25 protein-coding genes are annotated in these 24,560 nt (G+C 72.5%); 12 read left to right on the forward strand and 13 right to left on the reverse strand.

What is annotated here, in order from left to right; all coding sequences use genetic code 11:
- The 5 genes from ACFY15_RS30430 to ACFY15_RS30450 are packed head-to-tail and all read left to right on the forward strand — an operon-like array spanning position 1 to position 5,308.
- The gene (locus ACFY15_RS30430; RefSeq protein WP_390690070.1) at positions 1–597 is read left to right on the forward strand and encodes a hypothetical protein; all 597 of its coding nucleotides are present in this window, start codon (positions 1–3) and stop codon (positions 595–597) included.
- The gene (locus tag ACFY15_RS30435) at positions 590–3,262 is read left to right on the forward strand and encodes a cation-translocating P-type ATPase (protein ID WP_390690071.1); all 2,673 of its coding nucleotides are present in this window, start codon (positions 590–592) and stop codon (positions 3,260–3,262) included. Before ACFY15_RS30430 ends, ACFY15_RS30435 begins: the two co-directional genes overlap by 8 nt.
- An 18-nt stretch (positions 3,263–3,280) precedes the next feature.
- Positions 3,281–3,568: a DUF1876 domain-containing protein gene (locus tag ACFY15_RS30440; RefSeq protein ID WP_390690072.1), complete on the forward strand. Its 288-nt coding sequence runs from the start codon at positions 3,281–3,283 to the stop codon at positions 3,566–3,568.
- Positions 3,569–3,572: 4 nt separating this feature from the next.
- A complete protein-coding gene (locus tag ACFY15_RS30445; RefSeq protein WP_390826435.1) occupies positions 3,573–4,490 on the forward strand; it encodes an ABC transporter ATP-binding protein in 918 nt (305 codons plus the stop codon).
- Positions 4,487–5,308 carry an ABC transporter permease subunit gene (locus ACFY15_RS30450; RefSeq protein ID WP_390690074.1) on the forward strand — a complete coding sequence of 274 codons (822 nt, stop codon included), beginning with the start codon at positions 4,487–4,489 and terminating at the stop codon, positions 5,306–5,308. The genes ACFY15_RS30445 and ACFY15_RS30450 overlap by 4 nt, the downstream gene beginning before the upstream one ends.
- 146 nt (positions 5,309–5,454) lie before the next feature.
- Here the strand turns inward: ACFY15_RS30450 and ACFY15_RS30455 are convergent, their stop codons facing one another.
- From ACFY15_RS30455 to ACFY15_RS30465, 3 genes are all read right to left on the reverse strand, one after another.
- Positions 5,455–6,333 (reverse strand): universal stress protein, encoded by an 879-nt coding sequence (locus ACFY15_RS30455; RefSeq protein ID WP_390690075.1) that lies wholly within the window; start codon positions 6,331–6,333, stop codon positions 5,455–5,457.
- 65 nt (positions 6,334–6,398) lie between these two features.
- A complete protein-coding gene (locus ACFY15_RS30460; RefSeq protein ID WP_390690076.1) occupies positions 6,399–7,001 on the reverse strand; it encodes a CBS domain-containing protein in 603 nt (200 codons plus the stop codon).
- A 45-nt stretch (positions 7,002–7,046) separates the two neighbouring features.
- Complete coding sequence (locus ACFY15_RS30465) at positions 7,047–7,922, reverse strand: universal stress protein (RefSeq protein WP_390690077.1); 876 nt, start codon at positions 7,920–7,922, stop codon at positions 7,047–7,049.
- 296 nt (positions 7,923–8,218) lie between these two features.
- Between ACFY15_RS30465 and ACFY15_RS30470 the strand changes: the two genes are divergently transcribed.
- Genes ACFY15_RS30470 through ACFY15_RS30485 form a run of 4 tightly spaced genes read left to right on the forward strand, consistent with a single transcriptional unit; the run spans position 8,219 to position 12,834 of the window.
- Entirely contained in the window at positions 8,219–9,127 is a 909-nt protein-coding gene (locus ACFY15_RS30470) for a universal stress protein (RefSeq protein WP_390690078.1), read from the forward strand.
- Positions 9,124–9,987 carry a universal stress protein gene (locus ACFY15_RS30475; RefSeq protein ID WP_390690079.1) on the forward strand — a complete coding sequence of 288 codons (864 nt, stop codon included), beginning with the start codon at positions 9,124–9,126 and terminating at the stop codon, positions 9,985–9,987. The genes ACFY15_RS30470 and ACFY15_RS30475 overlap by 4 nt, the downstream gene beginning before the upstream one ends.
- Positions 9,988–9,994: 7 nt before the next feature.
- Complete coding sequence (locus ACFY15_RS30480) at positions 9,995–12,586, forward strand: cation-translocating P-type ATPase (protein ID WP_390690080.1); 2,592 nt, start codon at positions 9,995–9,997, stop codon at positions 12,584–12,586.
- Complete coding sequence (locus ACFY15_RS30485) at positions 12,583–12,834, forward strand: DUF1918 domain-containing protein (protein ID WP_390690081.1); 252 nt, start codon at positions 12,583–12,585, stop codon at positions 12,832–12,834. Before ACFY15_RS30480 ends, ACFY15_RS30485 begins: the two co-directional genes overlap by 4 nt.
- A 48-nt stretch (positions 12,835–12,882) precedes the next feature.
- Here the strand turns inward: ACFY15_RS30485 and ACFY15_RS30490 are convergent, their stop codons facing one another.
- Positions 12,883–13,347 carry a Crp/Fnr family transcriptional regulator gene (locus tag ACFY15_RS30490; RefSeq protein ID WP_390690082.1) on the reverse strand — a complete coding sequence of 155 codons (465 nt, stop codon included), beginning with the start codon at positions 13,345–13,347 and terminating at the stop codon, positions 12,883–12,885.
- A 373-nt stretch (positions 13,348–13,720) separates the two neighbouring features.
- Between ACFY15_RS30490 and ACFY15_RS30495 the strand changes: the two genes are divergently transcribed.
- Entirely contained in the window at positions 13,721–14,365 is a 645-nt protein-coding gene (locus ACFY15_RS30495) for a helix-turn-helix domain-containing protein (protein WP_390690083.1), read from the forward strand.
- On the opposite strand, the gene ACFY15_RS30500 is transcribed toward ACFY15_RS30495, so the two are convergent.
- Positions 14,334–15,707, reverse strand: a complete 1,374-nt coding sequence (locus ACFY15_RS30500) for a nicotinate phosphoribosyltransferase (protein WP_390690084.1) — start codon at positions 15,705–15,707, stop codon at positions 14,334–14,336. The two genes, ACFY15_RS30495 and ACFY15_RS30500, sit on opposite strands and share 32 nt — an antisense overlap.
- 243 nt (positions 15,708–15,950) lie before the next feature.
- Here ACFY15_RS30500 and ACFY15_RS30505 point away from each other — a divergent pair, with 243 nt between their 5' ends.
- Both ACFY15_RS30505 and ACFY15_RS30510 read left to right on the forward strand, forming a co-directional pair.
- A complete protein-coding gene (locus ACFY15_RS30505) occupies positions 15,951–16,409 on the forward strand; it encodes an Hsp20/alpha crystallin family protein (protein WP_390690085.1) in 459 nt (152 codons plus the stop codon).
- The gene (locus ACFY15_RS30510) at positions 16,406–16,909 is read left to right on the forward strand and encodes a flavodoxin domain-containing protein (RefSeq protein ID WP_390690086.1); all 504 of its coding nucleotides are present in this window, start codon (positions 16,406–16,408) and stop codon (positions 16,907–16,909) included. The genes ACFY15_RS30505 and ACFY15_RS30510 overlap by 4 nt, the downstream gene beginning before the upstream one ends.
- A 47-nt stretch (positions 16,910–16,956) precedes the next feature.
- Here the strand turns inward: ACFY15_RS30510 and ACFY15_RS30515 are convergent, their stop codons facing one another.
- From ACFY15_RS30515 to ACFY15_RS30550, 8 genes are all read right to left on the reverse strand, one after another.
- Positions 16,957–17,436, reverse strand: coding sequence for a CBS domain-containing protein (locus ACFY15_RS30515; RefSeq protein WP_390826436.1), 480 nt, complete (start codon positions 17,434–17,436; stop codon positions 16,957–16,959).
- A gap of 48 nt (positions 17,437–17,484) precedes the next feature.
- On the reverse strand, positions 17,485–18,087 hold the full coding sequence (locus tag ACFY15_RS30520; protein WP_390690088.1) for a CBS domain-containing protein: 603 nt from the start codon (positions 18,085–18,087) through the stop codon (positions 17,485–17,487).
- A gap of 104 nt (positions 18,088–18,191) precedes the next feature.
- Positions 18,192–18,467, reverse strand: a complete 276-nt coding sequence (locus tag ACFY15_RS30525) for an acyl carrier protein (protein WP_390690089.1) — start codon at positions 18,465–18,467, stop codon at positions 18,192–18,194.
- Positions 18,464–19,756, reverse strand: coding sequence for a dihydrolipoamide acetyltransferase family protein (locus ACFY15_RS30530; RefSeq protein WP_390826437.1), 1,293 nt, complete (start codon positions 19,754–19,756; stop codon positions 18,464–18,466). The genes ACFY15_RS30525 and ACFY15_RS30530 overlap by 4 nt, the downstream gene beginning before the upstream one ends.
- Position 19,757: 1 nt before the next feature.
- Positions 19,758–20,765, reverse strand: a complete 1,008-nt coding sequence (locus ACFY15_RS30535; RefSeq protein ID WP_390690091.1) for an alpha-ketoacid dehydrogenase subunit beta — start codon at positions 20,763–20,765, stop codon at positions 19,758–19,760.
- A complete protein-coding gene (pdhA, locus tag ACFY15_RS30540) occupies positions 20,762–21,820 on the reverse strand; it encodes a pyruvate dehydrogenase (acetyl-transferring) E1 component subunit alpha (protein ID WP_390690092.1) in 1,059 nt (352 codons plus the stop codon). The genes ACFY15_RS30535 and pdhA overlap by 4 nt, the downstream gene beginning before the upstream one ends.
- Positions 21,821–21,844: 24 nt before the next feature.
- Positions 21,845–23,638: an acetate--CoA ligase gene (acsA, locus tag ACFY15_RS30545; protein ID WP_390690093.1), complete on the reverse strand. Its 1,794-nt coding sequence runs from the start codon at positions 23,636–23,638 to the stop codon at positions 21,845–21,847.
- A gap of 155 nt (positions 23,639–23,793) precedes the next feature.
- Positions 23,794–24,504 (reverse strand): response regulator, encoded by a 711-nt coding sequence (locus ACFY15_RS30550; protein ID WP_390690094.1) that lies wholly within the window; start codon positions 24,502–24,504, stop codon positions 23,794–23,796.
- Between the last annotated feature and the right edge of the window lie 56 nt (positions 24,505–24,560).

Below are 24,560 nucleotides of genomic sequence, written 5' to 3' on the forward strand. Positions count from 1 at the left end.
ATGGACGACCGGAGGTCGGGGCCGGGGAGCAATCCGCTGCGGCGGAAGGCGGACCGCACCCGCACCTGTCTGCACGCCGTCTTCGCCGTGGCCTGCCTCGTCGCCGTCCTCTGCGGTGTCGCCGTGGGACGTGCCGCCTGGACGGACGGCAGCCGCGCCGCCGAGTCGCTCGCCCGGCATCGGCATGAGGTCCAGGCCGTCACGGTCGGCCGCACCACCTACCGGGCCGGGGACGGGCCGAGCGGGGCGCCCGTCACCGTTGCCCCCGTCACGTGGCACTATCCCGTGGATCGCGGGCACACGGGCGCCCTTCCCGTCCCCGTGGGCACGCGTGAGGGGGACACGGTCCGCGTCTGGGTCGACGACGCGGGCAACGCGGCGACCGCGCCACCCGGCGCGGTCGAAGTAGGGATGGACGCGTCCGGCCTCGGAATGGGAGTGTTCACCGGGATCCTGCTCGTCTCAGGTGTTCTCGTCCGCTTCGGACTCCGGCTCGTCGACGCACGCAGCTCCCGTGCCTGGGAGGCCGAGTGGGAGGGCGTCGAGCCCCTGTGGTCCGGGCGCCTGCGGCCCGGTCGGGAAGCCGACGATGGCTGACATCACCGTGGACCCGGACCTCAGGCCGGACGTCACCCCGGATCCGCTCGAGCCCCTCCCGCTGCTCCGCCGCGAACTGCACACCGGGCCGCTGGGCCTGTCGAGCCGTGAGGCGGAACGGCGTCTGGCGGTCTACGGGCCCAACGAGGTCCGTCGTGCGGCCCGGCCGAGCATCCTGCGGGAGCTCCTGCGGCAGCTGGTCCACCCCCTGGCCCTGCTCCTGTGGGCGGCGGCGGCCCTCGCCTTCATCGCGGCCATCGCCGTGCTCGGCTGGGCGATCGTCGCGGTCGTCCTGGTCAACGCCGGCTTCGCCCTCGTCCAGGAGCAGCAGGCCGAGAAGGCCGTGGAAACCCTGGCCCACTACCTTCCCGCGCGGGCCCGGGTGATCCGTGACGGGCAGCCGCAGCACGTCCCCGCCCGTGATCTGGTCCCCGGCGACCTCGTCGTGCTGGAGGAGGGCGACCGGATCCCCGCGGACGCCCGTCTGACCAAGGGGGGCATCGAGGCCGACCTGTCCATGCTCACGGGAGAGTCCTCGCCGGTCGAGCGCCTGGCCGGCCCCGGTCTGCAGGCGGTGCCCGTGCTCCAGGAGCCGAACCTGGTGTTCAGCGGCACCAGCGCCACGGAAGGGCAGGCGCAGGCCATCGTCTTCGCCACCGGCGACCACACGGAGCTGGGCCGGATCGCGGCCCTCAGCCAGCGGACCCGCCGTGAGCCCAGCCCGCTGGAGAGACAGGTCAAGAGGGTCGCCTGGCTGATCGCGGTCGTCGCCGTCGCCATGGGGGCGGTGTTCCTCGTGACCGGTGTGGCGGTGGGCCTGCCGGTGACCGATTCGCTGATGTTCGCGATCGGCCTGCTCGTCGCCAACGTTCCCGAAGGGCTGCTCCCCACGATCACCCTGGCCCTGGCCGTGGGCGTCCGCGTGCTCGCCCGGCAGGGCGCGGTCGTCAAACGGCTGAGCGCCGTGGAGACCCTGGGATCCACCAACGTCATCTGCACCGACAAGACCGGCACCCTCACCAGGAACGAGATGCGCCTGCACGGCTTCTGGACGCCCGGGAACCACACGGAGACCGGGCCCGGGAGCGCCGATCTGATCCGCGCGGCAGCCCTGTGCACCACCGTCACCCGTGAGACCGACGGCCGGCTGCACGGAGATCCGACCGAGATAGCCCTGGCCGAGGGAGCCGCGGAGCGGGCCCTGCCCGTCGACCCGGCGGACCGCGACGCCGACCGCCGGGCCTGCTTCCGCTTCGACCCCCGCCTGCGCCTGATGTCGGTGGTCCAGCTGACGGACGACGGCCGCCTTCGCGTGATCGCCAAGGGAGCACCGGAGGCCGTCCTGTCCCTGCTGACGGACGGGGAGCCCACCCGCGAGGCCCAGGCGGCGGCCGACGCGCTGGCGACGGACGGCATGCGGGTGCTGGCCGTCGCCGCGCGCGACCTGCCCGCCGGTGCCGAGCCCCCGGCGCGGCGTCAGCAGGCCGAACGGGACCTGCACCTGCTCGGGCTGGTCGGTCTCTACGACCCGCCGCGTCCCGAGGTCGCGGCCGCGGTCGACCGCTGCCACGAGGCGGGCCTCACCGTGCACGTCGTCACCGGCGACAACGGCGCCACGGCCGCCGCGGTGGCCCGGTCCGTGGGAATCGGCGTGCCCGGACTGACGGTGATCGCCCAGTCCGAGGCCGTCGCGGACCACGACCTCGACCACCTCCTCCAGCAGGGCGACACCGAGATCGTCTTCGCGCGCTCCTCGCCCGAGACCAAGCTGAAAGTGGCCGACGCCCTGCGGGCACACGGGCGGATCGTGGCCATGACGGGCGACGGGGTGAACGACGCCCCTGCCCTGCACCGCGCCCACATCGGCGTGGCCATGGGGAAGTCGGGCACGGACGTGGCCCGCGAGGCCTCCACCATGGTCCTCACCGACGACAACTTCGCCACCATCGTCACCGCGGTCGAATCCGGGCGCCGGGTCTACGACAACGTCCGGAAGTTCATCGTCTACATCTTCGCCCACCTCACCCCCGAGGTGGTTCCCTTCCTCGTGTTCGCGCTCTCCGCGGGCGCGGTGCCGCTGCCCCTGACCGTGCTTCAGATCCTCGCCATCGACCTCGGCACCGAGACCCTCCCCGCCCTCGCTCTCGGCCGTGAGCCCGCGGAACCGGGCATCATGGCCAAGCCTCCCCGGCCCGTCACCCAGGGCGTGATCAACAAGGACATGCTCGTCCGCAGCTGGGGCTGGCTGGGCACCGTCTCCGCGGCCCTGGTCATGACCGCCTTCTTCTACGTCCTGCGGCGCGCCGGATGGCAGCCCGGCGACCCCACCGGCCCCGGCACCCCGCTCCACCACGCCTACCTCACCGCCACCACCGCCTCCTTCGCCGGGATCGTCACCTGCCAGGTCGGCACCGCCATCGCCGCACGCACCGACCACGCAGCCCTGCGCGACATCGGCTTTCTCACCAACCCCCTGCTGCTCGCCGGCATCGCCTTCGAACTCGCCTTCACCGCGGCACTCGTCTACGCGCCCCCGCTCCAGCACCTCTTCGGTACCGCGGCCCTCCCTCTGGACGTCGTCCTACTCATCGCCGCCTTCCCGCCGCTGGTCTGGGGAACCGACGAAGCACGCCGCTGGGCCCGCCGACGGCGCCACCACCCCTGACACCACCGGAGGAACACCATGTCGCACATCGCTGAATGGAAGACCCGCATCTACTTGTTCGAAGAAGACGGGACGACCAACGTCCGCGTCGAACTGGACACCGGCACCACGCAGCTCACCGGCCACGGAACCGCACGCTGCAACCCCACCGACGCGGACGTGCCGGAGATCGGTGACGAGCTCGCGGCGGCCCGGGCCATGGAAGACCTCGGCGCGCAGCTGAAGCGCCTCGCCTTCGGCGACATGGAGGGCGCCGGAGCCCGCCCCCGGGGAAGGAGCACACCGTGGGCCACCCCGTCGGAATGACGCCATGGGTGACGAGCCGGCGATAGAACTGAGCGGTCTGACCAAGACGTACGGCACCGTGGTAGGGGTCGACCGGTTGAGCCTGACCGTGAGGACCGGGGAGGTGTTCGGCTTCCTCGGGCCGAACGGCGCGGGAAAGACGACCACCCTGCGTTGCCTGGTGGGACTGCTCCGGCCGAGTGAGGGCCGGGTGAAGGTCCTGGGACTGGATCCGATCGGCGACCACGGCCGAGTGGCACCGTACCTCGGCTACCTCCCCGGCGAGCTCCGGTTCTACCCGGAGCTGACAGGGGCGCAGACCCTCGACCTGCTGTCCGCCCTGCAGGGCGCGCTGGCGCCCCGCCGTGGTGACCTGTGCGACCGGCTGGGTCTGACGCAGGCGGTGCTCGCGCGCCCCGTGGGCGGCTACTCCCGGGGCATGAAACAGAAACTGGGGCTGGTGCAGGCATTGCAGCACGACCCGAAGCTGGTGGTGCTCGACGAACCGACCGAGGGGCTCGACCCCTTGGTGCAGGAGACCTTCTACGCACTGCTGCTCGACATGGCGGCGGCCGGGCGGACCGTCCTGTTGTCCAGTCACGTACTGCCGGAGGTACAGCGCACCTGCGGGCGAGTGGCGATCGTGCGCGACGGGCGGCTGGTGACGGTCGAGAGCGTGGCGGGCCTGCGCGAGGCACGGGCCAGGAGGATCCGGCTGGCCTTCGAGGAAGGTTCGGGACCCCGTCCACTCGGCGCCGCGGAGCGGTGGACCCCGCGCTGGCACGGGAACCGGGTCGAGTTGCTCGTACCGCCGAGCGAGGTGGTGCAGGCGCTGCGCGGGCTGCTGGGGCCGACGGTCGTCGACGTCACCGTCGAGGAGGCGGGTCTCGACGAGGCGTTCCTGGACCTCTACCGCGGCGGTGGCAAGGAGGCGCAGGCGTGAGGAGCCGGTGGCCGTTGTTCTGGCTCGCCCTCTACCGGCGGCGCCGGATGCTCGGGGCCCTGCTGCTGGGGATGGCGGCCTTCGAGGCGCTCATCGTGGTGGTGGCCGATGCGCTCGCTCCGGAGGAACTCTTCTCCGCCGGTGGGAAGGGCCCGCCGTCCGCCTACCAGGCGTTCAGCGGCTCCAGCGGGAGTGTGTCCATCGCCAGCTACCCCGGGCTGCTGGGCGCCGGCCTCACCCACCCGTTCTGGATCGCCATGCAGCTCACGGCGATCGGTTCGCTTGCGGCGGCCGCCGTGGCGGCGGACGTGGAATCGGGGACGGTGGAGCTGGTGATGGTCCGCCCCGTCAGCCGCACCCGGCTGCTGGCCGAGAGGACCGCCGCGCTGCTCGCCGTGGTGGTGGCCCTGAACGCCGCCGCGACACTCACGGTCGCCGTGGGAGTGGCGTTGTCACCGGGTATCCACCGTGTCGTGCCCCTGGGCGGGGTCTTCGCCGCCGGGGTCATGGGCATCGCCTTCGCGTGGTGCATGATCGGCCCGGCCATGGCCGTGTCGGCGGCGGGCCGCAGGCGGGCCCAGGTGATCGGTGCGGTCATCGCGATCGGAGCAGTGGGCTTCGCCGCCAACTTCATCGCTCTGGCCTGGGCGCCGGCCGCACCGCTGAGGTTCCTCAGCCCCTTCCACTACTACGTCCCGGGCGACGCCCTGGCCGAAGGCGGTGTCCTCTGGCCCCAGTGCGGGATCCTGGCGGGAGCCGGGCTGCTGGGCCTCGTGCTGGCCCACCTGCTGCTCCACCGCCGGGACCTCGCCCCGTGACCCATGACCCATGACCCAGGACCTCCGGCGGCGGCCGGCGGGGAGGACACCGAGGCGAGGAGGCCGGTGCACGGCGCCCTCGGCGGCAGTCGGATCAGCAGCGGTCACCGGAGCCATGGGACCTGCGGTTTCGTGGTGGTGGAGGCTCAGTCGTGTGCGACGACGGCCACCGGTGAGGGGGCATGGTGCATCACGGCGTGGGTGATGGGGCCGATGTGGGAGCCGAGCGCCGCGCGGCGGATGCGCCGGCCGACGACGACGAGTGCCGCGCCGGTCGCCGCCTCCAGGATCTGTACCGCCGGCTGTCCGATGACGGAGCGTGAGTCGATGGCGAGCCGTGGGTACTTCGACTGCCAGGGACTCAGCAGTTCCCGGAGCGTGGCCTCCAGCCCATCGGCGATCTCCTGCTCGACTCCAGGGTCGACTATGGGAGCGTAGGCGAGCATGGGCGGCGGTGACCAGCCGTGGACGACGACGAGCGGGCAGGACCGCCGGTGGGCTTCCTCGCAGGCGAAGGCGAACAGCCGATCGCAGTTGCTGTGGAGGTCCACTGCGAGCACCACCGGCCCGCCGTCGGCCTTCCGCCCGGCCGTGTCGCCGGTCTCCGGGGCTGCGCGGACGAGGACGACGGGTGTCTCGGTTCTGGGAAGGGTGTCGGAGCCGGTGGAGCCGACGAGGAACCCGGCGACGGCGCCGAGTCTGCGTGAGCCGAGAACGAGGAGGTCCGCGTCCGCGGCGGCGGCCGCGAGGCCGTCGGCCACCGGGCGCCCGTCGATCCGCCGCGTGCGAATGGCCAGGGCGGGGTGTGCGTGTTCCAGTCGTTTGCGGGTGGCGGCCAGGAGGTCGTCGGTCCACTGCCTACGGGCCTCGGGCAGCGGTAGGGCGAAGGGCGCGTACTCCGGCCAGTCCTCCACGTGGAGGAGCTCGAGCCCGGCACCGCGCAGTTCGGCCTCCTCGGCCGCCCAGTCGGCCGAAGCGGTGTCTGCGCCCGATCCGTCCAGGCCTGCGATGATCTTGTTCGACATGGTCTTCCTCCTCGGACGGGATACCCGCTGCTCCCAGGTCCTGCCGCCCACCGGGTCCCCGGGTGTCAGACGGGTACGGTGACCGTGAACTCGGCTTTGACGTCCACGACTCCCGGCACGGTGCCGGCGGCGCGGACCACCACGTCTTCCAGCGTCGGATCGGGCAGGGAGCCGTACAGATAGGCGACACCGCTCGCGACGTGGACGTGGATCTCGGCGGGGCCGCGGGGGCTGAGCAGGCCCGTGATCAGCTCACGGATCTCGGTTCCGATGTCGGCGTCGGACCGGAGGTACACCTTCAGCAGGTCGCCGCGGCTGACGACGCCGATCAGGTGGCCGTCGCCGTCGACCACGGGCAGGCGCTTGAGGTGGCAGCGCGCCATCAGGCGTGCCGCGGCCGGGATCGTGGCGTCTCTCGTCACCGTCACGGCCGGGCGCGTCATCAGCCGCTCCGCGGTGGTCGCGCGGTCAGGGCCGGTGTCCGTTCCGTTGAGCAGCAGGTCGGCTTCCGAGACGACGCCGGTCACCTTTCCCTCCCCGGACAGGACCGGGAGGGCGCTGACGTTCCACATCCGCATCGCTTCCACGATGTCCTTGAACGCGGTGTCGTGGTCGACGGAGATCACGGCATCGGTCATGACGTCGTCGACGGTGCACAGGTGTTTCATGGCCATTCCTCTGCTGTGGGCGGGCCGGCGGAAGGTACGGGTCCCTCAGGCGTGGGCGACGACGGCCACGGGTGCTGCCGCATGGTGCAGTACCGCGTGGGCGACGGGCCCCAGGTGTGCGCCGAGCGGGGAGCGCCGGAGGCGGCGACCGACCACGACCAGTTCCGCTCCTCGGGAGCACTGGACCAGCTGCTCACCGGCGGATCCCATGAACACGCTGGTGGTGGCGTCCACGTCCGGGAACTTGTGCCGCCAGGGCAGCAGCATGTCGTCGACCATGTGGGTGACGCTTCGGGCGATGTCGCGCTCGTTGTCCGGGTCGAAGAAGGGGATATACGTGTAGGCGGGGGGCATCTTCCATCCGTGCACGGCCCGCAGCGGGCATGCGCGTCGTTCCGCCTCTTCGAAGGCGAAGGCGAGCATCCGGTCGCCGGCCTCGTGGATGTCGACCCCGACGACCACCTCGGCGGCCGCACCGGCTCCGGGGCCGGTGCCGTCCGGGTCGTCGGCGGCCCGGACGAGGACGACGGGGGTGTCGGTGGCGATCACGGTGGACAGCGCCACCGAGCCGATGAGGAACCCGACCAGGCCGCCCAGGCCGCGCGAGCCCAGGACCAGCAGTGAAGCGTCGGCTGCCTCGGCGGCGAGGGCCGCCGCCGGGCGCCCCTTCGGACAGCGGCTCGTGATCTCCAGGCGCGGATGGCGCCGACGCAGCTCCTGCGCCGTCTCGGTCAGGGCCTGGTCCGCCCACCGGTCCGCGTCCTGCCTGCCCAGGCCGGGGAGGACCGGGTCCAGGGGCCAGTCGACGGCGTGGACGAGCCGCAGGGGCACCTGCCGCAGGACGGCCTCCCGCGCTGCCCAATGGGCGGCCGCCCGGCTCTCGTCGGAGCCGTCGACTCCGACCGCTACATGGTGCTTCACGACGACCAGCTCCTTCATGCGGTGGCCCGGCGTCGCCTTCCTGCGCTTCCGGTCCGTGGGAGGCCGAAGCCGTGCGTCCGTGTCTGCTCACCCTCCGCCGGGGAGAGGGAGGGAATCGAGGGCCGAACAGCCCCTTCCAGGGACCGGAAGGGCCACCCGGCCGCGGACGGACGGAGGCGGGCCGCCACGATGGGGACCTTTGGTCCTGGCAGCGGTCCCGTGCGGCCCTCTTCCCGCCGCACCGCCGGTGTCAGCGTGGGTGGTGTCCCCCATCGGCCTCTCTGTCGGGAGGAACCGTGGAAAGCACCATCCGTACCCCGGACACCAGCTCGGTCGTCGTCGGTGTGGACGGCTCGGAGCCGGCCCGCCGTGCTGCCCTCTGGGCCGGCGGGGAGGCCGTACGCCGCAGCCGCCCCCTGCACATCGTCCACGGTTCCGACACCGACAGCAGGACCCTGTACCTGTCCGCGGGGGGTGTCGAAGAAGTCCGTGCGGCCGGCCGCACGCTCCTGGACGAGACGGCGAAGGCCGTCGCGGCCGAGTACCCCGGTCTGCTGATGACCACCGAGTTCAGCCGCGTGGATGCCGTCACCAGCCTGCACCGGGCCGCCGGCCTGCACGGCACCATCGTGGTGGGCAACCGGGGCCTGGGCGGCTTCGACTCGCTCATGCTGGGCTCCGTGGGCCTCGATACGGCAGCCGGTGCGAGGACTCCGGTCGTCGTGGTCCGCGGCCTCGACGAGACAGGTGGGCGGGGCACCGTCCTCGCCGCCGTCCGTGACGAGCACGATCTCGTATGTGCCCGGTACGCCGCGCGGGAGGCCGAGCTGAGCAAGGCGTCGCTGCGGCTGCTGCACGTGTGGAACATCCTCCAGTCCGTCGGCAGGGTGGTGAGCACGCTCGACGACGTCGGCGCGATCGCCGGTGAGCACGCGGCGGTTCTGGAGGCCGTCACGGACAAGGTCCACGCCGAGTTCCCCGAGCTGCCGGTCGAGAGCGACGCGGAGAAGAGCCGCTCCGTGGCGGGCGTTCTCGTCGAGGCGTCCCGCCGCGCCGACCTGCTCGTCATGGGCGGGCGCAGGGCACTCACCCCGCTCGGACTCGGCCGCAGCCTGGGCCGCGTCCCGCACCGCGTGCTGCACCACGCCCACTGCCCGGTCCTCCTCCTCCCCCGAGCGGGGGCCGACTTCGGGAGCGGGTCGTGACCGGCCAGTGGGAAGCCGCCCGCGACGTCCTCGTGGGCATCGACCCCGAACGGGAGTGGCGCCTGCCGTTGGCCTGGGCCGCCGACGAAGCCCACCTGCGCCACCTTCCGGTCCGTCTGGTGCTCGTCGTGCCGCCCCGGCACGACACCCACCACGCCGACGACAGCCCGGGGCGGACGGATCTGCGACGGGCAGGCGCCGAGAGGCTCGATCAGGCCCGCGACTGGGTCCGCGAACGCCATCCCGAGTCGGCTGTGGAAACCAGTCTGCGCGAAGGTGTCCCCTCCGCGGTCATCGTGGGATCGGCGGGACGCTCCCGCATGGTCGTGCTCGGCTCACGGCACCTGGGCCGCGTCGCGGAAACGCTCAGTGCGGGATCGCTCGTCGTCCCCGTGGCCGCGCAGGCCCCGTGCCCGGTCGTCGTCGTGGGCGATGCCCCGCACACCACCCAGGAACCGCCGTACGTCGTCGTCGGCATCGACGGCAGCGCCGCCTCGGCCAAGGCGCTCCGGTTCGCCTTCGACGCGGCCGATCTGCACGGTGCCGCCGTCCGGGCCATCTCCGTGTGGCAGTCGCCGGTCTTCCTGCTCCACGACGAGGAAGTCGCCCTGCAGGCGCAGAGGGCCCTGCTGTCCGAGGCCACCGCGGGCCTGCCCGAGAAGTACCCGGACGTGCGCCTCACCCACGAACTGCCGATCGGCCACCCGGTGGAGGAACTGGCCCGGGCGGCCGAGCACGCCCTGGCCGTCGTCGTGGGCCGTCGAGGCCGGGGCGGATACACCGGCATGCGTCTCGGATCCACGGTGCACGGCCTGCTGCACCGCGCCCACTGCCCGGTGATCACCGTCCCGGAGCGATGAGGCCGACGTGACCCACCGCGCGATCGACGCACAGCCCGTCCGAGCCCCGCAGGCTCCGGACCCCTCGGGGCTGGCACAGGCCGAGGCCGAGCGCCGACTGGTCCGCTACGGCCGCAACGAGGTGGCACCGCCCCCGCCGACGCCCCTGTACCAGCGGGTGCTCGCCCAGCTCCGAGACCCGTTGATCATGGTGCTGCTCGGTGCCGCCGTGCTCACCATCGCCATCGGTGACCACCCGGACGCCGTCGTCATAGGACTGGTGATCGTCGTCAACACCACCGTGGGGGTCGCCCAGGAGGTCCGGGCCGACCGCGCCGTCGCCGCGCTCTCCGCCCTCTCGGCCCCCCACGCCAGGGTGCTGCGCGACGGAGCCCCGCACGAGGTGGCCGCCGCGCTGGTGGTCCCGGGGGACGCCCTGCTGCTGGGAGAGGGAGACATCGTCGCCGCGGACGCCGGTCTCACCGAGGCGTCCGCGCTCCTGATGGACGAGTCGATGCTCACCGGCGAGTCGGAACCGGTCGACAAGGCCGCGGGCGGGACGGTGTCCGCCGGAACCGTCGTCGTACGCGGTCGCGGCACCGCCACCGCCACGGCCACCGGCCCGGCGAGCGCCCTCGGACGCATCGCCGCCCTCTTGGACGGCGGCCACGAGCCGACCCCGCTCCAGCGCCGGCTCGCCTCCCTGGGACGCGTCCTCGCCCTGGTCACCCTCGCCCTGTGCGTGCTGGTCTTCGCCCTCGGCCTGCTACGGGACCTGGCCCCGGACACGATGGCCGTCACCGCCATCAGCCTGGCCGTCGCCGCGGTCCCCGAGTCCCTGCCGGCCGTGGTCACCCTCGCCCTCGCCCTCGGAGCCCGCCGGATGGCGGCGCGCGGCGCTCTCGTCCGCCGCCTGCCGGCCGTCGAGACCCTCGGGTCGGTGAGTGTGCTGGCCACCGACAAGACGGGCACCCTCACCGAGGGCCGTATGGTCGTCCAGCACCTGTGGACGCCCTCGGGCGGCGCCGATGTGTCGGGCACCGGATACGCACCGCACGGGGAGCTGACACGCGCGGGGCGCGCGCTGACGCCCGAAGAGCTCCGCCCGCTGCGGGAGCTGCTCACCACGGCGGCCCTGTGCAACGACGCGGGCCTCAAGCCTCCCGGACCCGGATCGGACGCCTGGAGCGCCGTCGGCGACCCCATGGAGGCCGCCCTGCTGTCAGCAGCTGCCAAAGCAGGCTGCCCCGGCCCGGCCGAGCTCCGCCAGGCCTGTCCGAGGATCGCGGAAGCGCCCTTCGACAGCCTGCGCAAGCGGATGAGCACACTGCACCACCTGCCCGACGGCAACGTGCTGGTCTGCCTCAAAGGGGCTCCCGAGGCCGTCCTCACCCCCCGCGTGCTCGCCGACCCGCCCGAGCTGCTGGACCGGGCCCGCGACGAGACCGCCATCCTGGCCGCCCACGGGTTCCGCGTGCTGGCGGTCGCGGGCACGGAGCGGCTCCTGTGGGACCGGCCGGCCGTCGAGGCAGAACAGGGACTGCGTCTGCTCGGGCTGATCGCCATCAGCGATCCGCCGAAAGCCGCTGCCGCCGCGACCCTGACCGCCTGCCGGGATGCGGGCATCACCTCCGTCCTGATCACCGGCGACCACCCCGCGACGGCGCGCGCGATCGCCGAACGCACCGGCCTCGTCCAGGACGGGGAACCTGGGGACGTCCTCACCGGCCCCGAGCTGGCCGCCGCGCCGGACACGGACCTGACCGGCATCAGGGTCTTCGCCCGCACGGACCCGCAGCAGAAGCTGGACATCGTCCGCGCCTGGCGGGCCCACGGCGCCGTCACCGCCATGACCGGCGACGGAGTCAACGACGGCCCCGCCCTCCGCCAGGCCGACATCGGTGTCGCCATGGGTGCCCGGGGCACGGAAGTGGCCCGCCAGGCCGCAGACCTGGTCCTCACGGACGACGAGCTCGCCACCGTGGTCACGGCCGTCGAAGAGGGCCGCCGGGTGTACGACAACATCCGGCGATTCCTCGTCTACGCCATGGCCGGCGGAGCCGCGGAGATCCTCGTGATGCTGATCGGTCCCTTCCTGGGCCTGGCCCTGCCGCTGCGCGCGGCGCAGATCCTGTGGATCAACCTCCTCACCCACGGCCTCACGGGCGTGGCCATGGGCGCGGAGCCCGTCGCGCCGCAGGCCATGCGGCGCCCGCCTCGGCCCGCCGGCCAGCACATCCTCGCCGCGGGTGTCTGGCAGCGCCTCCTGGTTCTGGCGTCCGCCGTGACGGCCGTCAGCCTGCTGGCCGGTGCGGCCGCCCGCACCGCCGGCCTGCCGTGGCAGAGCGTGCTCTTCCTGGCCCTGCTCGCAGCCCAGCTGGGCGTCGCCCTGGGGTTGAGGGCCCGTCTGATGACCACGGAGAACCTCTTCCTGCCCGCCTCCGCGGCCGCATCCGCCGTCCTCGGGGCGGCCGCCCTGTACGTCCCCTCACTGCGGTCGCTCCTGGACACCGAGCCCGTCGGCTGGACCGGCATATGGCTGGCCTTCGCTGCCGCGCTCTCCGCATTCGTGGCCGCCCGGCTCCTGCGGGGCGCATTCCACAGAAAGGCGAGGTCATGAACGCCTATGCACGGGAACACGGATCTGGGATCCATGCCGAGGTAGGCGACCAGATCGTCGTGGGCGGGCCCACCGTCGGCCGGCCTGGCCGGGACGGAGAGGTCGTAGCCCTGCACCACGACGACGGCACCCCGCCCTTCGACGTGCGCTGGTCCGACACCGGCCGTACGACCGTCTTCTTCCCGGGCCCGGACGCCCACGTCCGGCATCTGCACGAAACGGCAGCTAAGCAGCCCTCGGCCGAGTAGGCCACGGCCTCCTCGGCGAGCCGTTCACGGTCCCCGGTCGGACGGTGGTCACAGGGAGCTGCCGCTTCCGTAAGGGGCGTACAGGTCGAGCAGGCGGACCCTGGTCGCCTGCAGGCGGTGGGCGAGGACCTGGGCGACCCAGTGGCCGACGGCGGAGCCGAACACGGGATCGGCGTCCATCAGCATCCGTACGTGCTCGGCATCGAACTCGTACGCGCGGACAGGGGTCGTCGCTTCGGCGCCCAGGTGCCAGGTGTAGGGCTTGAACAGCCACGAGCAGCCGACGAGCTGGCCGGTTCCCAGACTCTCGACGACCGCTGCGCGCCGGCCGGGAACATGGACGTCCAACGTCACGGTGCCGGACCGGACGATCCAGAACCTGTCGGCGTGGCCGCCCTCGCGGAAGAGACGGGTCCCCTCGGCGAAGTTCACCTCTCGGGCCATCTCCATCAGGCGCGTGCGACAGTCGGCCGGCAGTGCCGTGGCGATTCGGGTGGGTGACGGGGTGCTCATTGACGGCCTCCTGACGCGAGTCCCTCTCCAGTCTTCGTCTGCCCTCGCCTCCCGGCGCGGGCCCTGCGGCCCCCTCCCGGGCCCGAACGGCCCATGCCGGGGGAACCCGGAAAGCGGACGGCCCGCACACGGCCGTCGCGTCCGCTCCACCAGTGTGCTTCACGTCCAGGCGGAGCTCCACGCGGCGGTGGGCCGTGTTCCGGCACCCGGAAGAGCACCGCGGGGGACGGCCCCGACCGGGAGAGGGGACCGACCGGCCCATGCGGAGGGGCCCGGCCGCGGCCCAGCCTGGCTGTACCGGGAACAGGCAGGGCGCGTCCCGTGGACCGCGGCACGCGCACGGCGGTCCAGCGGCTCGAGGAGGGTTCACACCATGACCACCGACCTGGGGCGGCGGCTTGCCGCCTGCAGAACCGCAGCCGGAATGAGTCGCGAGGAACTGGGGGAGCGCTGCGGGGCCGACGCGCGCTACATCGCCTCCCTGGAGGACCACGTCGCCCTCCCGACGGTCGGAACGCTCGTCCGCATCGCCCAGGTGCTCGGTACCACCGTCGGCGCCCTGGCCGGCACCCGCACCGATCACGATGCCGGGCGACCGGCCAGGACGCTTTGCACCGAAGCCCGGCCTGTCGTTCTGGGCGAGGAGGAGTGCCGACGGCTGCTCGGCGTCCGCGGCATCGGCCGGGTCGCCGTCTTCGCCGCGGACGGCCCGGCCGTCCACCCGGTGAACTACCTGGTCGTCGATGACGGGATCGCCTTCCGGACCGGGGCCGACACCGTGCTGGCACGGGCCGCGAGCACCGAGGCCGCTTTCGAGGCGGAGCATATCGACGAGGTGGCGGCGAGGGGGTGGAGCGTGCTGGCCGTGGGAGTGCTCGAGGCAGCCTCCCGTCCCGACGTGCTGGAAAGCCTGGCCGAGGCCGTCCACGCCACGCCCTGGGCGGGCGGAGAGCGCACCCACTGGATGAAGCTCACTCCGCACCGGCTCACCGGCCGCCGGGTGGAGTACCGTCCGTGAAGCGGGTGGCACCCGGGTTCCCGATCTCCTTGAGCAGGCGTTCTCGCACTTCCTCCGTGAGACGGGACAGCCGCTCCGAAACGGTCGGGGCGGGGGGCCGGGAGCCGCGGATACGCCTGGCTTCGCGCGGCATGGCGTCGAGGTCGGCCTCGAACCGGGAGTGCGCGGAGGCGAGCGAGTCGGGTGGACCGGTTCTGCGGCCGTTGCGCATCACCGTCTCCAGCAGCGGCTCCGAGCACGGCGGAGGTGCTTCGTCACGCAGGGAGATCACGTCGGCCGGCCCGGCCCGGCGGTACACCTGCTTGGCCGCGGGGGCGGTGGCCTTCGCCGAGGACAGCTTCATCACCGGCCGCCCGTCGTAGGCCACCAGTTTGTACGCGGCGTCCAGAAACGGTGCGTCGTCGGCAACACCCACGCGGGTCCCGACGGCGAAGACGTCGATCGGAGCCCCGGAACGCACGAGGTCGTCGATCGCGTACTCGTCCAGGCCACCGCTGGCGATGATCCGCACGTCGGGCAGGCCTGCCGCGTCCAGCTGACCACGGGAGCGGTGAGCCAGCTCTCCGAGGTCGCCGCTGTCGAGGCGGATCGCGCAGCCCGGGCCCCGCCGCAGCTCGGCCAGGACGCGGGCGGCGGTCGACACACCGCGGTCGGTGTCGTAGGTGTCGACGAGGAAGGTGACCGGCCCGGGATGGGCGCGCGCGAAGGCCCGGAACGCGTGCTCCTCGGAGGGGAAGGACTCGATGTACGAGTGCGCCATGGTGCCCGAGGCGGTCAGGCCGAGCCGCACCGCCGCATCGACGTTGCTGGTTCCGGCGAACCCGACGATCCCCCCGAGGCGGGCGGTCTGGAAACCCGCCTGGGGCCCGTGGCCGCGGCGCAGCGAGAAGTCGATCACCGGCCGGCCGCGGGCGGCCAGGACACACCGGGCCGCCTTGGAGGCGACGGCCGTCTGGTGACAGAGCTGGCTGAGCAGAAACGTCTCGACGAGCTGGGCCTGGGCGAGTGGCGCGGTGACTTCCAGCAGCGGCTCACCGGCGAGGACCAGCCGCCCCTCGGGGACCGCACGGACCTCACCCTCGAACCGCAGACCGACCAGCTGCGCCAGATCCGCCGCCGGCCGGTGCAGTGCCTCGGCGAACACCCGGCCGTCGTCCGCCGTCACCTCGAACCGGGCCAGGTAGTCGAGGGCCGGCTCCAGGCCGGCAGCGACCAGGAAGCCCCGCCCTGGTGGCAGGTCCCTGACGAAGAGACTGAAGGTCGCGTCGGCGCACATGCCTTCTCGGAGGTACGACATCGCCATCGTGACCTCGTACAGATCTGTTGTGGTCACCTCGGACATGGTTCCAGCATCCACCGCTCGACAGGCCCCTGGACGGGGCCACCAGGGGACCGTTGGGGACCGGGTGGCCCTGCAGGAGCAGCCGTGCGCCGCCTGGCGGATGCCTCGCTTCGCGACCCGGGGCCGAATGGTCCCGGCGCTGCCCCGACAGGCCCAAGCGGACCGTGAGCCGACAGGCCGATCGTGGTGACAGAAACCGTACGAAGGCGCCGCCGTGCGGCGCCGGAGACCCGGGAGCACCCCATGGCAGGCACACAGATGGAGCGGAGGCGCGGCCTCTTCCCCGACCTCACCGACTGGCTCGGAGCCGACTTCCCGCGCCTCCCCGTGTGGCGGCCGGCCCTCGACGTCCACCCGATCCCGATCGAGGTGACCAACTCCAACGGCACGTACACGCTCCGCGCCGAGATGCCCGGGCTGGACCCCGAGAAGGACATCGAGATCACCGTCGACGGCGACACCCTCACGGTCAGCGCCGAACACACCGAGAGCACGGAGGACAAGGACCATTCGGAGTTCCGCTACGGATCCTTCCTGCGCAGCGTCCGGCTGCCCGGACAGATCCCGACCGACGGGGTCGAGGCCGCCTATGAGGACGGGATCCTCACGGTCCGCGTCCCGATGGAGGCCGAACCTCCCGCGGGCCGCCGCAGCATTCCCGTCCGGCGTCCCCAGGCCCCGGAGGCAGGAGAGCAGGCATGAGCGCCAAGAGGGTGCTGGTCGCCTACGGCAGCCGACACGGCGCGACCGCCGGGATCGCCTCGGAGATCGGACAGGCCCTCCGCGAGGACGGCCTCGACGCCGTGGTGCTCCCGGCGGACGACGTGGACGACGTCCGGGGCTTCGACGCGGTCGTCCTGGGCGGGGCCCTGTACGCCGGCCGCTGGAGCGGCAAGGCCCTGCACTGCGCGGAACGCAACGAGCAGTACCTCCGGCACCGGCCGGTCTTCCTGTTCAGCAGTGGCCCGGTCGACAGTTCCGCCGAACAGCACGAGATCCCGCCGGTCCCGGCTGTGGCCAGGCAGATGGAACGGCTCGGTGCCCGGGAGCACGTCACCTTCGGTGGCAGCATCACCGAACACACACCGGGAATCATCGCCAAGGCAGTGGTCCGGCACGGCAAGGGCGGCGACTTCCGCAACTCGGAGCGGATCCAGACCTGGGCCCACCACATCAGCAGCGAACTGGCCGCGGCCGCCTGAGCGGCCGCGCCACCGAAACGCGCTCCCCACCACCGCGACCCGCGGTCTCAGGGAGCGCGAGGGCTGTCCGGGGTGGGTGCGCGCGGGCCGATCTCGTCCCGGGGACCGGGCGGCTCCTCCAGGACGCTCCAGGCGACCGGACCGAGCAGGTCCGCCACCCTCCGGAAGACGTCCATCAGCATGTCGTCGACCGTCAGCATGCCCACGACGCGCTGTCCGTCGAGGACGGGAAGGCGCCGGACTCCCCTGGTGCGGAACATCGCGTACGCGGCGTGGATGTCGTCGCCCACGTCGACGGTGGCGGCCGGAGTGGTCATGACCTCCCGCACCGGAACGTCGCAGTCGAGTGCTGTCGCCACCGCACGGACGGCGATGTCACGGTCGGTGACGACACCGCGCAGGGCTCCGCCTTCCGTCACGACCAGGCAGCCGACGCCGTGGACGTCCATCTGCCGGGCGGCCTCTCCGATGGTCGTCGCGGTGGTGACGGACACCGCGGGCGCGGACATGGACGCGGACACTTTCATCGTCCCGTTCCTTCCAGCCGGATCCGTTGTGTTCACCGTGGTCCCGGGTCAGGCCGGCACCCGCGAGTGGAGCGTGGACGTGACGTCCACGACGCCGGGAACGGCGCGTGCGACGCGCACGAGTACGTCGGCCAGTGCCGGATCGGCCACCTCGCCCTCCATCCGGACGACTCCGTGGTCGACGTGTGCGTGCACGCTGGCCGTTCCGGAGGCGATCAGCCGAGAGGTGAGCAGGTCCCGCAGTTCCTCGGCGATGTCCGCGTCGGGGCGGAGGTAGATCTTCAGGAGGTCGCCGCGGCTGACGACGCCCACGAGCCTGCCGTCGTCGTCGACCACCGGCAGCCGCTTGAAGTGTCCTTCCGCCATGAGGCGGGCGGCAGCGGCGATCGTGGCGTGCGGGGGCACGGTCACGGGCGGAACGGTCATCAGCTGCCCGGCGGTCACGGTGTGGGACGCGTCGGTGCCCTCCGCCTTGGCCAGGAGATCGGCTTCGGAGACCACGCCGATGACCCTGTCCTCGGCCGACAGGACGGGCAGGGAGCTGAAGCCCCACCGCCGCATGGCCTCGACGATGTCGTGGACCGGTGCCGCTTGGCCGACCGAGACGACGGCGTGTGTCATGACGTCGTTGACGGTGCGCAGGTGGTGCATGTTTCCTCCAGCCCCTGGTTCCGAGCCCTTCCAGACTCGCTGTCCGCGCCCGGTGAGGAGTAGGGCCGACCGGGTCCCGGGCGGGGGCTGCGTGGTCCGGGTTCTCACGCTGTGCGGGGCGGGTCCTCCTTCGTGCCCCGGCTGCGGGTGGCCACGTAGTCCGCGCAGCCCTCGAGGGTGGTGAGCGACGGATAGTCCTGTTCCGGCAGGGCGAGCCCCGTCCGTGCGCTGAGCACCTCGACGAAGTTGAGGAAATCCAGCGAGTCCATCTCCAGGTGCTCGCGGAAGTTCTCGTGGGGGGACACCCCGGCGAGGTCGGCGCCGGGTACGACCTCCTCGATCACGGCTTTGATCGTCTCGAGGGCTTCGTCTCGGGTCACAGGTCCTCCGGGTGCTGGAGCAGGCGGTCGAGCGCGGTGAGGAAGCGGGAGCCGGTCGCACCGTCGCTGGCCCGGTGGTCGGCGGACAGGGTGGCCGTGACGGTCGGGTGGACGGCGAGCATGCCGTCGACCGCGACGGGGCGGTCGGTCACCCGGCCGAGGCCGACCATCGCGACCTGCGGCGGGTAGATCACGCCGAAGACCGTCTGGGCGCCCTGATCACCCAGGTTGGTCACGGTGAGCGTCGGGTCCGCCGTCTCCGAGGCGCGGAGCCTGCCGTGCCTGGCCCGGGCGACGAGGTCCTTCAGGGTGGCCATCAGCTCCGGGAGGGGCAACCGGTCGGCGTCCGCCAGGGCGGGCGCCACCAGTCCGCCCCCGCGCAGCGACACGGCCGTGCCGAGGCGGACACCGGTCGCGGGCACGAACCCGTCGTCGCTCCAGTGGCCGTTCAGTTCCGGCACCTCACGAGCGGCCAGCGCGACGCCTTTGAGGAGCAGCGCGGCCGGGACCAGGCGGTCGGCGACCGGCCGCGTGCCGTTCTCGGTGCGCATCCATTCCAGAGCGGCGGCGAGGTCGATGACCGTGGACAGGTAGTAGTGCGGGATCTCCCGCTTGGCGCGGGTCATCAGCCGGGCGATGGCGAGCCGGTCACCGCCGGACGGTGCTGCGCGGGCCCCGGCGGACATGGCCGGCGGCACGGCCGGCACGGCCCGTTCGGCCGGGAGTGCGGGAGCCGGCTCCGTGCCCACGCCTCCGGCGGCGGCGCGGACGTCGTCGGCCTTGATCGCGCCGCGGCTGCCCGTGCCCTTGACGGCGGCGAGGTCGACGCCCAGGGACTCGGCGAGGCGCCGGGCGAGCGGTGACGCCGCGATCCGCGCGGGCGCCGGGTGCGCGGCCCGGGACACGTCCGCGCGGGTGATCCGGCCGCCCCTGCCGCTGCCGTCCACCGCCTGGAGGTCCACTCCCTCCTCGGCCGCCTGGTGCCGCACGAGGGGGGTGGCCAGGGCGGACCCGGCGAGGACCGGCCGGGGCGCCACGGCAGGGGGCCCGGAGGCTTCGGGGCTGATGACGGCCAGGGGGGTTCCCACGGGCACCGTCGCGCCCGGCTCGACCAGAAGTGCGGTGACCGTGCCGGACTCGAAGCACTCGACCTCGATCGTCGACTTGGCGGTTTCCACGACGGCCACGACGTCACCCCGCGCGACCTCGGTTCCTGCGGCGACCAGCCACTCGACGAGGGTGCCCTCGTCCATGTCGGCTCCGAGGGACGGCATGGTGAACTCGCCCATGTCAGGCCACCACCTGGCGGACCGCCGCCACGACGGAAGCGGCCTGGGGCAGGGCGGCCTCCTCCAGCTGTCGCGCGTAGGGCATCGGCACCTCCTGGCTGCACACCCGCTGGACGGGCGCGTCGAGATCGTAGAAGGACTGCTCTGCTATGCGGGCCGCGATCTCCCCCGAGACACTGCCGCTGCGCCAGCCCTCGTCGACGATGACGGCGCGGTGGGTGCGCGCGACGGACTCCATCACCGTGGCGTCGTCCAGGGGCCGCAGGGACCGCAGGTCGACCACTTCCGCGCCGATGCCCTCCCCGGCGAGCTCCTCCGCCGCGGCCAGTGCCTTGGGCAGGGAGCCACCGTACGTGATCACGGAGACGTCCGTGCCGGGCCGACGGACCGCGGCCGAGTCCAGGCCGACGGAGTCGATCGTGGTGTCCAGCACACCCTCGTCGTTGTAGAGGCTCCCGTGCTCGAAGAGCACGACGGGGTCGGGGTCGTCGAGGGCCGCGGCCAGCATGTGACGGGCGTCGTCCACGGTGGCGGGGGTGATCACCCGGATGCCCGGGATATGGGCGTACCAGCTCTCCAGGCTGTGGGAATGCTGGGCGGCGAGCTGCCGGCCCGCCCCCGTCGTCATACGGATCACGATGGGTACGTTCAGCTGCCCGCCGGACATGTGCAGCAGGGTGGCCGCGTTGTTCATGATCTGGTCGAGGGCCAGCAGGCTGAAGTTCACGGTCATGATCTCGACGACAGGACGCAGCCCGCCCAGCGCGGCACCGATTCCGGCTCCCACGAAAGCGGATTCCGACAGCGGGGTGTCGCGGATCCGGTCGGGCCCGAACTCCTCCAGCAACCCCAGGCTCACCCCGAAGCACCCGCCGTACCTGCCTACGTCCTCGCCCATGAGGAAGACCCGGTCGTCGCCGCGCAGCGCCTCGCGCAGCCCCTCTCGCAGGGCTTCGCGGTACGTCGTACGTGCGGTCCCGGCACCCTCGGCGGACCCGTGCGCGCTCACGCCGCCCTCCCGGGGGGGCTCGTCACGAACCGCAGCAGGTCGGTGACGGGTTCACACGGGGCGGCCTCCGCGGCGCGTACGGATGCGTCGATCTGCGCGGCCACGTCCTCCTCGAGCCGCTTCATCGCCCCGTCGTCCAGGTTCCCGGCGTCACGCATCATCGCCTCCAGGCCGTCCAGGGGGTCACGTGTCTTCCACTGCGCGATCTCCTCCTTCTTCCGGTACCGGTCCGGGTCGTACATGGAATGGGCGCGGAAGCGGTACGTCCGCGCCTCGAGGAAGTGCGGGCCTCCACCCGCCCGGACGGACTCCGCCGCCCGCCGTGCGGCGGCCTCGACGGCCAGCACGTCCATGCCGTCGACGGTCCAGGCGGGCATACCGTACGACGCGGCGCGCATCGCGAGGTTCGTCTGCGCGTGTTCCCGCGCCAGACTGGTCCCCATGGCGTACAGGTTGTTCTCACAGACCAGCAGGAGGGGCAGCTGCCACAGGGCGGCAAGGTTGGCCGTCTCGTGGAACTCGCCCTCCGCGTAGGCGCCGTCGCCGAAGAAGCAGCACGTCACCCGTTCGGTGCCGCGCATCCGGTCCGCGAGGGCCAGTCCGGCGGCCAGCGGCAGTCCGCCGGCGACGATGGCGTTGCCGCCGTAGAACCGCCGTCCGCCGTCGAACAAGTGCATCGACCCGCCGCGCCCCCGGCTGCACCCCGTGGTCTTGCCGAACATCTCCGCCATGACGGCCTCGGCGGGCACGCCGCGTGCGAGCGCGTGACCGTGCTCGCGGTAGGTGGACACGACGGCGTCCTCCTCGCGGAGGGCCTGGCCGACACCCACGGCGACCGCCTCTTCGCCGATGTACAGGTGGACGAACCCGCGGATCTTCGCCGCGCTGTACAGCTCGACGCAACGTTCCTCGAACCTGCGGATCAACAGCATCTGCCGCAGGAGCACCAGCTGATGGTCACGTTCGGGGCGGGGTCCGCCGTCCTGGGCCGCATGCGGCTGACGACGACTGCCGGGGCGCTTCGGGCCGGGGGCTCTCCTGGTGGTGGCGTTCATGGCAGGGCCTTCCTCACGCGCTGCTCAGGCAGGACTTTCCAGGGTCGACAGATCGCCCTCGGGCAGGCCGAGTTCACGGGCCCGCAGCAGGCGGCGCATCACCTTGCCGCTGCGGGTCTTCGGGAGGTTCTGATCGAAGTCGATCTCGCGCGGGGCCACTGCCGGCCCGAGCCGCTGCCGGGCGAACGCGAGCAGTTCGCGCTTCAGCGCGTCCGCGGCCTCGTAGCCGGGCCGCAGGGAGACGAATGCCTTGACCACGGCCCCCACGACCGGGTCCGGGCGGCCGATCACCCCCGCCTCCGCCACGGCCGGATGCTCCATCAGGGCGCTTTCGACCTCGAACGGCCCTATGAGGTGACCGGATGATTTGATCACGTCGTCGGCACGGCCGACGAACCAGAACCAGCCCTCCTCGTCCCGCTTCGCCAGGTCGCCGGTGAGGTACCAGCCGTCGGCGAAGCAGGCCTCGTAGCGAGGGCGGTCGTCCAGGTAGCCGCGGAACATCGAGGGCCAGCCCGGCCGGAGTGCCAGTTCACCCTCCACACCCGGTCGGCTCACGGGTCGTACGTGCCCGTCGGTGACGGCTGCGCGTCCGTCCTGGCCGCGTTCCAGGATCGCCGCGTGCACGCCGGGCAGGGGACGCCCCATGGAGCCGGGGCGGATGTCGCTGGAGGCGTAGTTGGCGATCATGATGGCGCCGGTTTCCGTCTGCCACCAGTTGTCGTGCACGGGGAGGCCCAGGACCTCCTGCCCCCATACGACGGCTTCGGGGTTGAGCGGCTCGCCGACGCTGGCGATGAAGCGGAGGGCGGAGAGGTCGTACGGGCCGGGAAGACGGCTTCCGCCGCCCCGCGGCGTGGCCCGCATCAGCATCCGGATCGCTGTGGGAGCGGTGTACCAGACCGCGACGTTCTGCGTGTCGAGGATCCGGTACCAGCGGTGCACGTCGAAGTCGCCCTCGTCCACCACCAGGGTGGCACCGTGCGTGAGAGGGGCGAGGATCCCGTACGAGGTGCCCGTCACCCAGCCGGGGTCGGCCGTGCACCAGTACACGTCCCGCGGCCCGAGGTCCAGGGCGAAGGACGCCGTGGCATGGTGGGCCACGACCGCGTCGTGGACGTGCACCGCGCCCTTGGGCGTGCCGGTCGTTCCGCTCGTGAAGTGGAGCAGGGCCATGTCCTCGGGGTCGGTCGGCGGCACCGTGAACACGGGGGAGGCCTGCGCCATGAGGTCTTCCAGTCCGAGGGTGCCCGCGGGCGGGTCGGTGACGGGACCGACCAGCAGTACGTGGGCCAGGCCGGGAAGCAGGTGCCGGATCGCCTCGACCTTGCGCCGGTAGAGGGCCTCCGTTGTCACCAGGACCCGGGCGTCGCCCAGAGCGAGCCGCTGCCGCACCGGCTCCGGGCCGAAGGCGGAGAACAGCGGGCACAGCACGCGCCGGGCACGCAGCGTGCCCAGAGCAGCGGTGTACAGCTCCCGGCGCCGGCCCAGCAGAGTGAACACCCGCTCCTGTGGGGCCACCCCCGAGGCTGCGAGGACGTTGGCGAACCGGGAGGTGTCGGCGGCGAGGTCCGCATAGCTCACGCGGGTGACGGAATCGTCGGCGGCGACGCACCGCAAGGCCTCCCACGCGCCGTGACCGGCCGCGACGTGCCGGTCGACCGCCTCGAATCCCATGTTCAGGCCGCCGCCGTCCGGCAGGCCGCTCAGCCACGACCGGGCCTCGCCCCAGGTGAAGGTCGCGCGGGCCTGTTCGTAGTCCGGGAGCCGCCAGGTGCCGCGCGGACGGGGCTCTTTGGTGATGATCGGGTAGGTCATGCCAGCTCCTCGTCCACCACGAGGCCTGAGGTGGTGCGAAACCACCATCCGCCGGAGGCGGCGCGTCGGGGGAGGGCCGAACGGTCCCGGGCGGGGGCCGCTCGGTCCACGTGCGCAAAGACGGTTGCGACGCGGCGCCTCACCGGTGTGCCCGGTCAGCGCTTGGACGACGGGGCGCCGCCCTCGTGCTCCTGCTCGTGGACCTGCGCGGCGATCACCGCTGCCTGCACGCGGCGTTCGACCCCCAGTTTGCCCAGAAGCCGGGAGATGTGGTTCTTGACCGTCTTCTCGGACAGGTAGAGCTCTTTGGCGATCTGACGGTTGGTGAGGCCGTCCCCGATCAGTTCCAGGACCGCCCGTTCCCGTTCGGAGAGCGTGGCCAGCCGGGTGTCCTCGGGCCCCCGCGCGGCCTCCGGGTCGCGCAGTGAGTGCATCAGGCGGGCCGTGGTCGCGGGGTCGAGCATGGACTGCCCGGTGGAGACGGTACGCACCGCCGACACCAGGTCGGCGCCCTTGATCTGTTTGAGCACGTACCCGGCCGCCCCCGCCATGATCGCGTCCAGCAGGGCCTCCTCGTCGTCGAACGACGTCAACATCAGGCACGCCAGGTCCGGCATCCGCGAGCGCAGCTCCCGGCACACGGTGATGCCGTCGCCGTCCGGCAGGCGCACGTCGAGGACCGCGACGTCCGGGCGCAGCGCGGGCCCGCGTGCCAGTGCCTGCTCCGCGGTGTTCGCCTCGCCGACGACGGTGATGTCCGCCTCCGCTTCGAGGAGGTCCCGCAGCCCCCGCCGGACCACCTCGTGGTCGTCGAGGAGGAACAGCCTGATCGGCGCCTCGGAGGTGCCACCTGGTACGTCGGACATGTTCGCCGCCTGATCCGGACTGCACGATGCATGCTTCCCTCCGCATTGTCGCAGCA

Source organism: Streptomyces sp. NPDC001373, assembly GCF_042895815.1.
Lineage (GTDB): Bacteria > Actinomycetota > Actinomycetes > Streptomycetales > Streptomycetaceae > Streptomyces.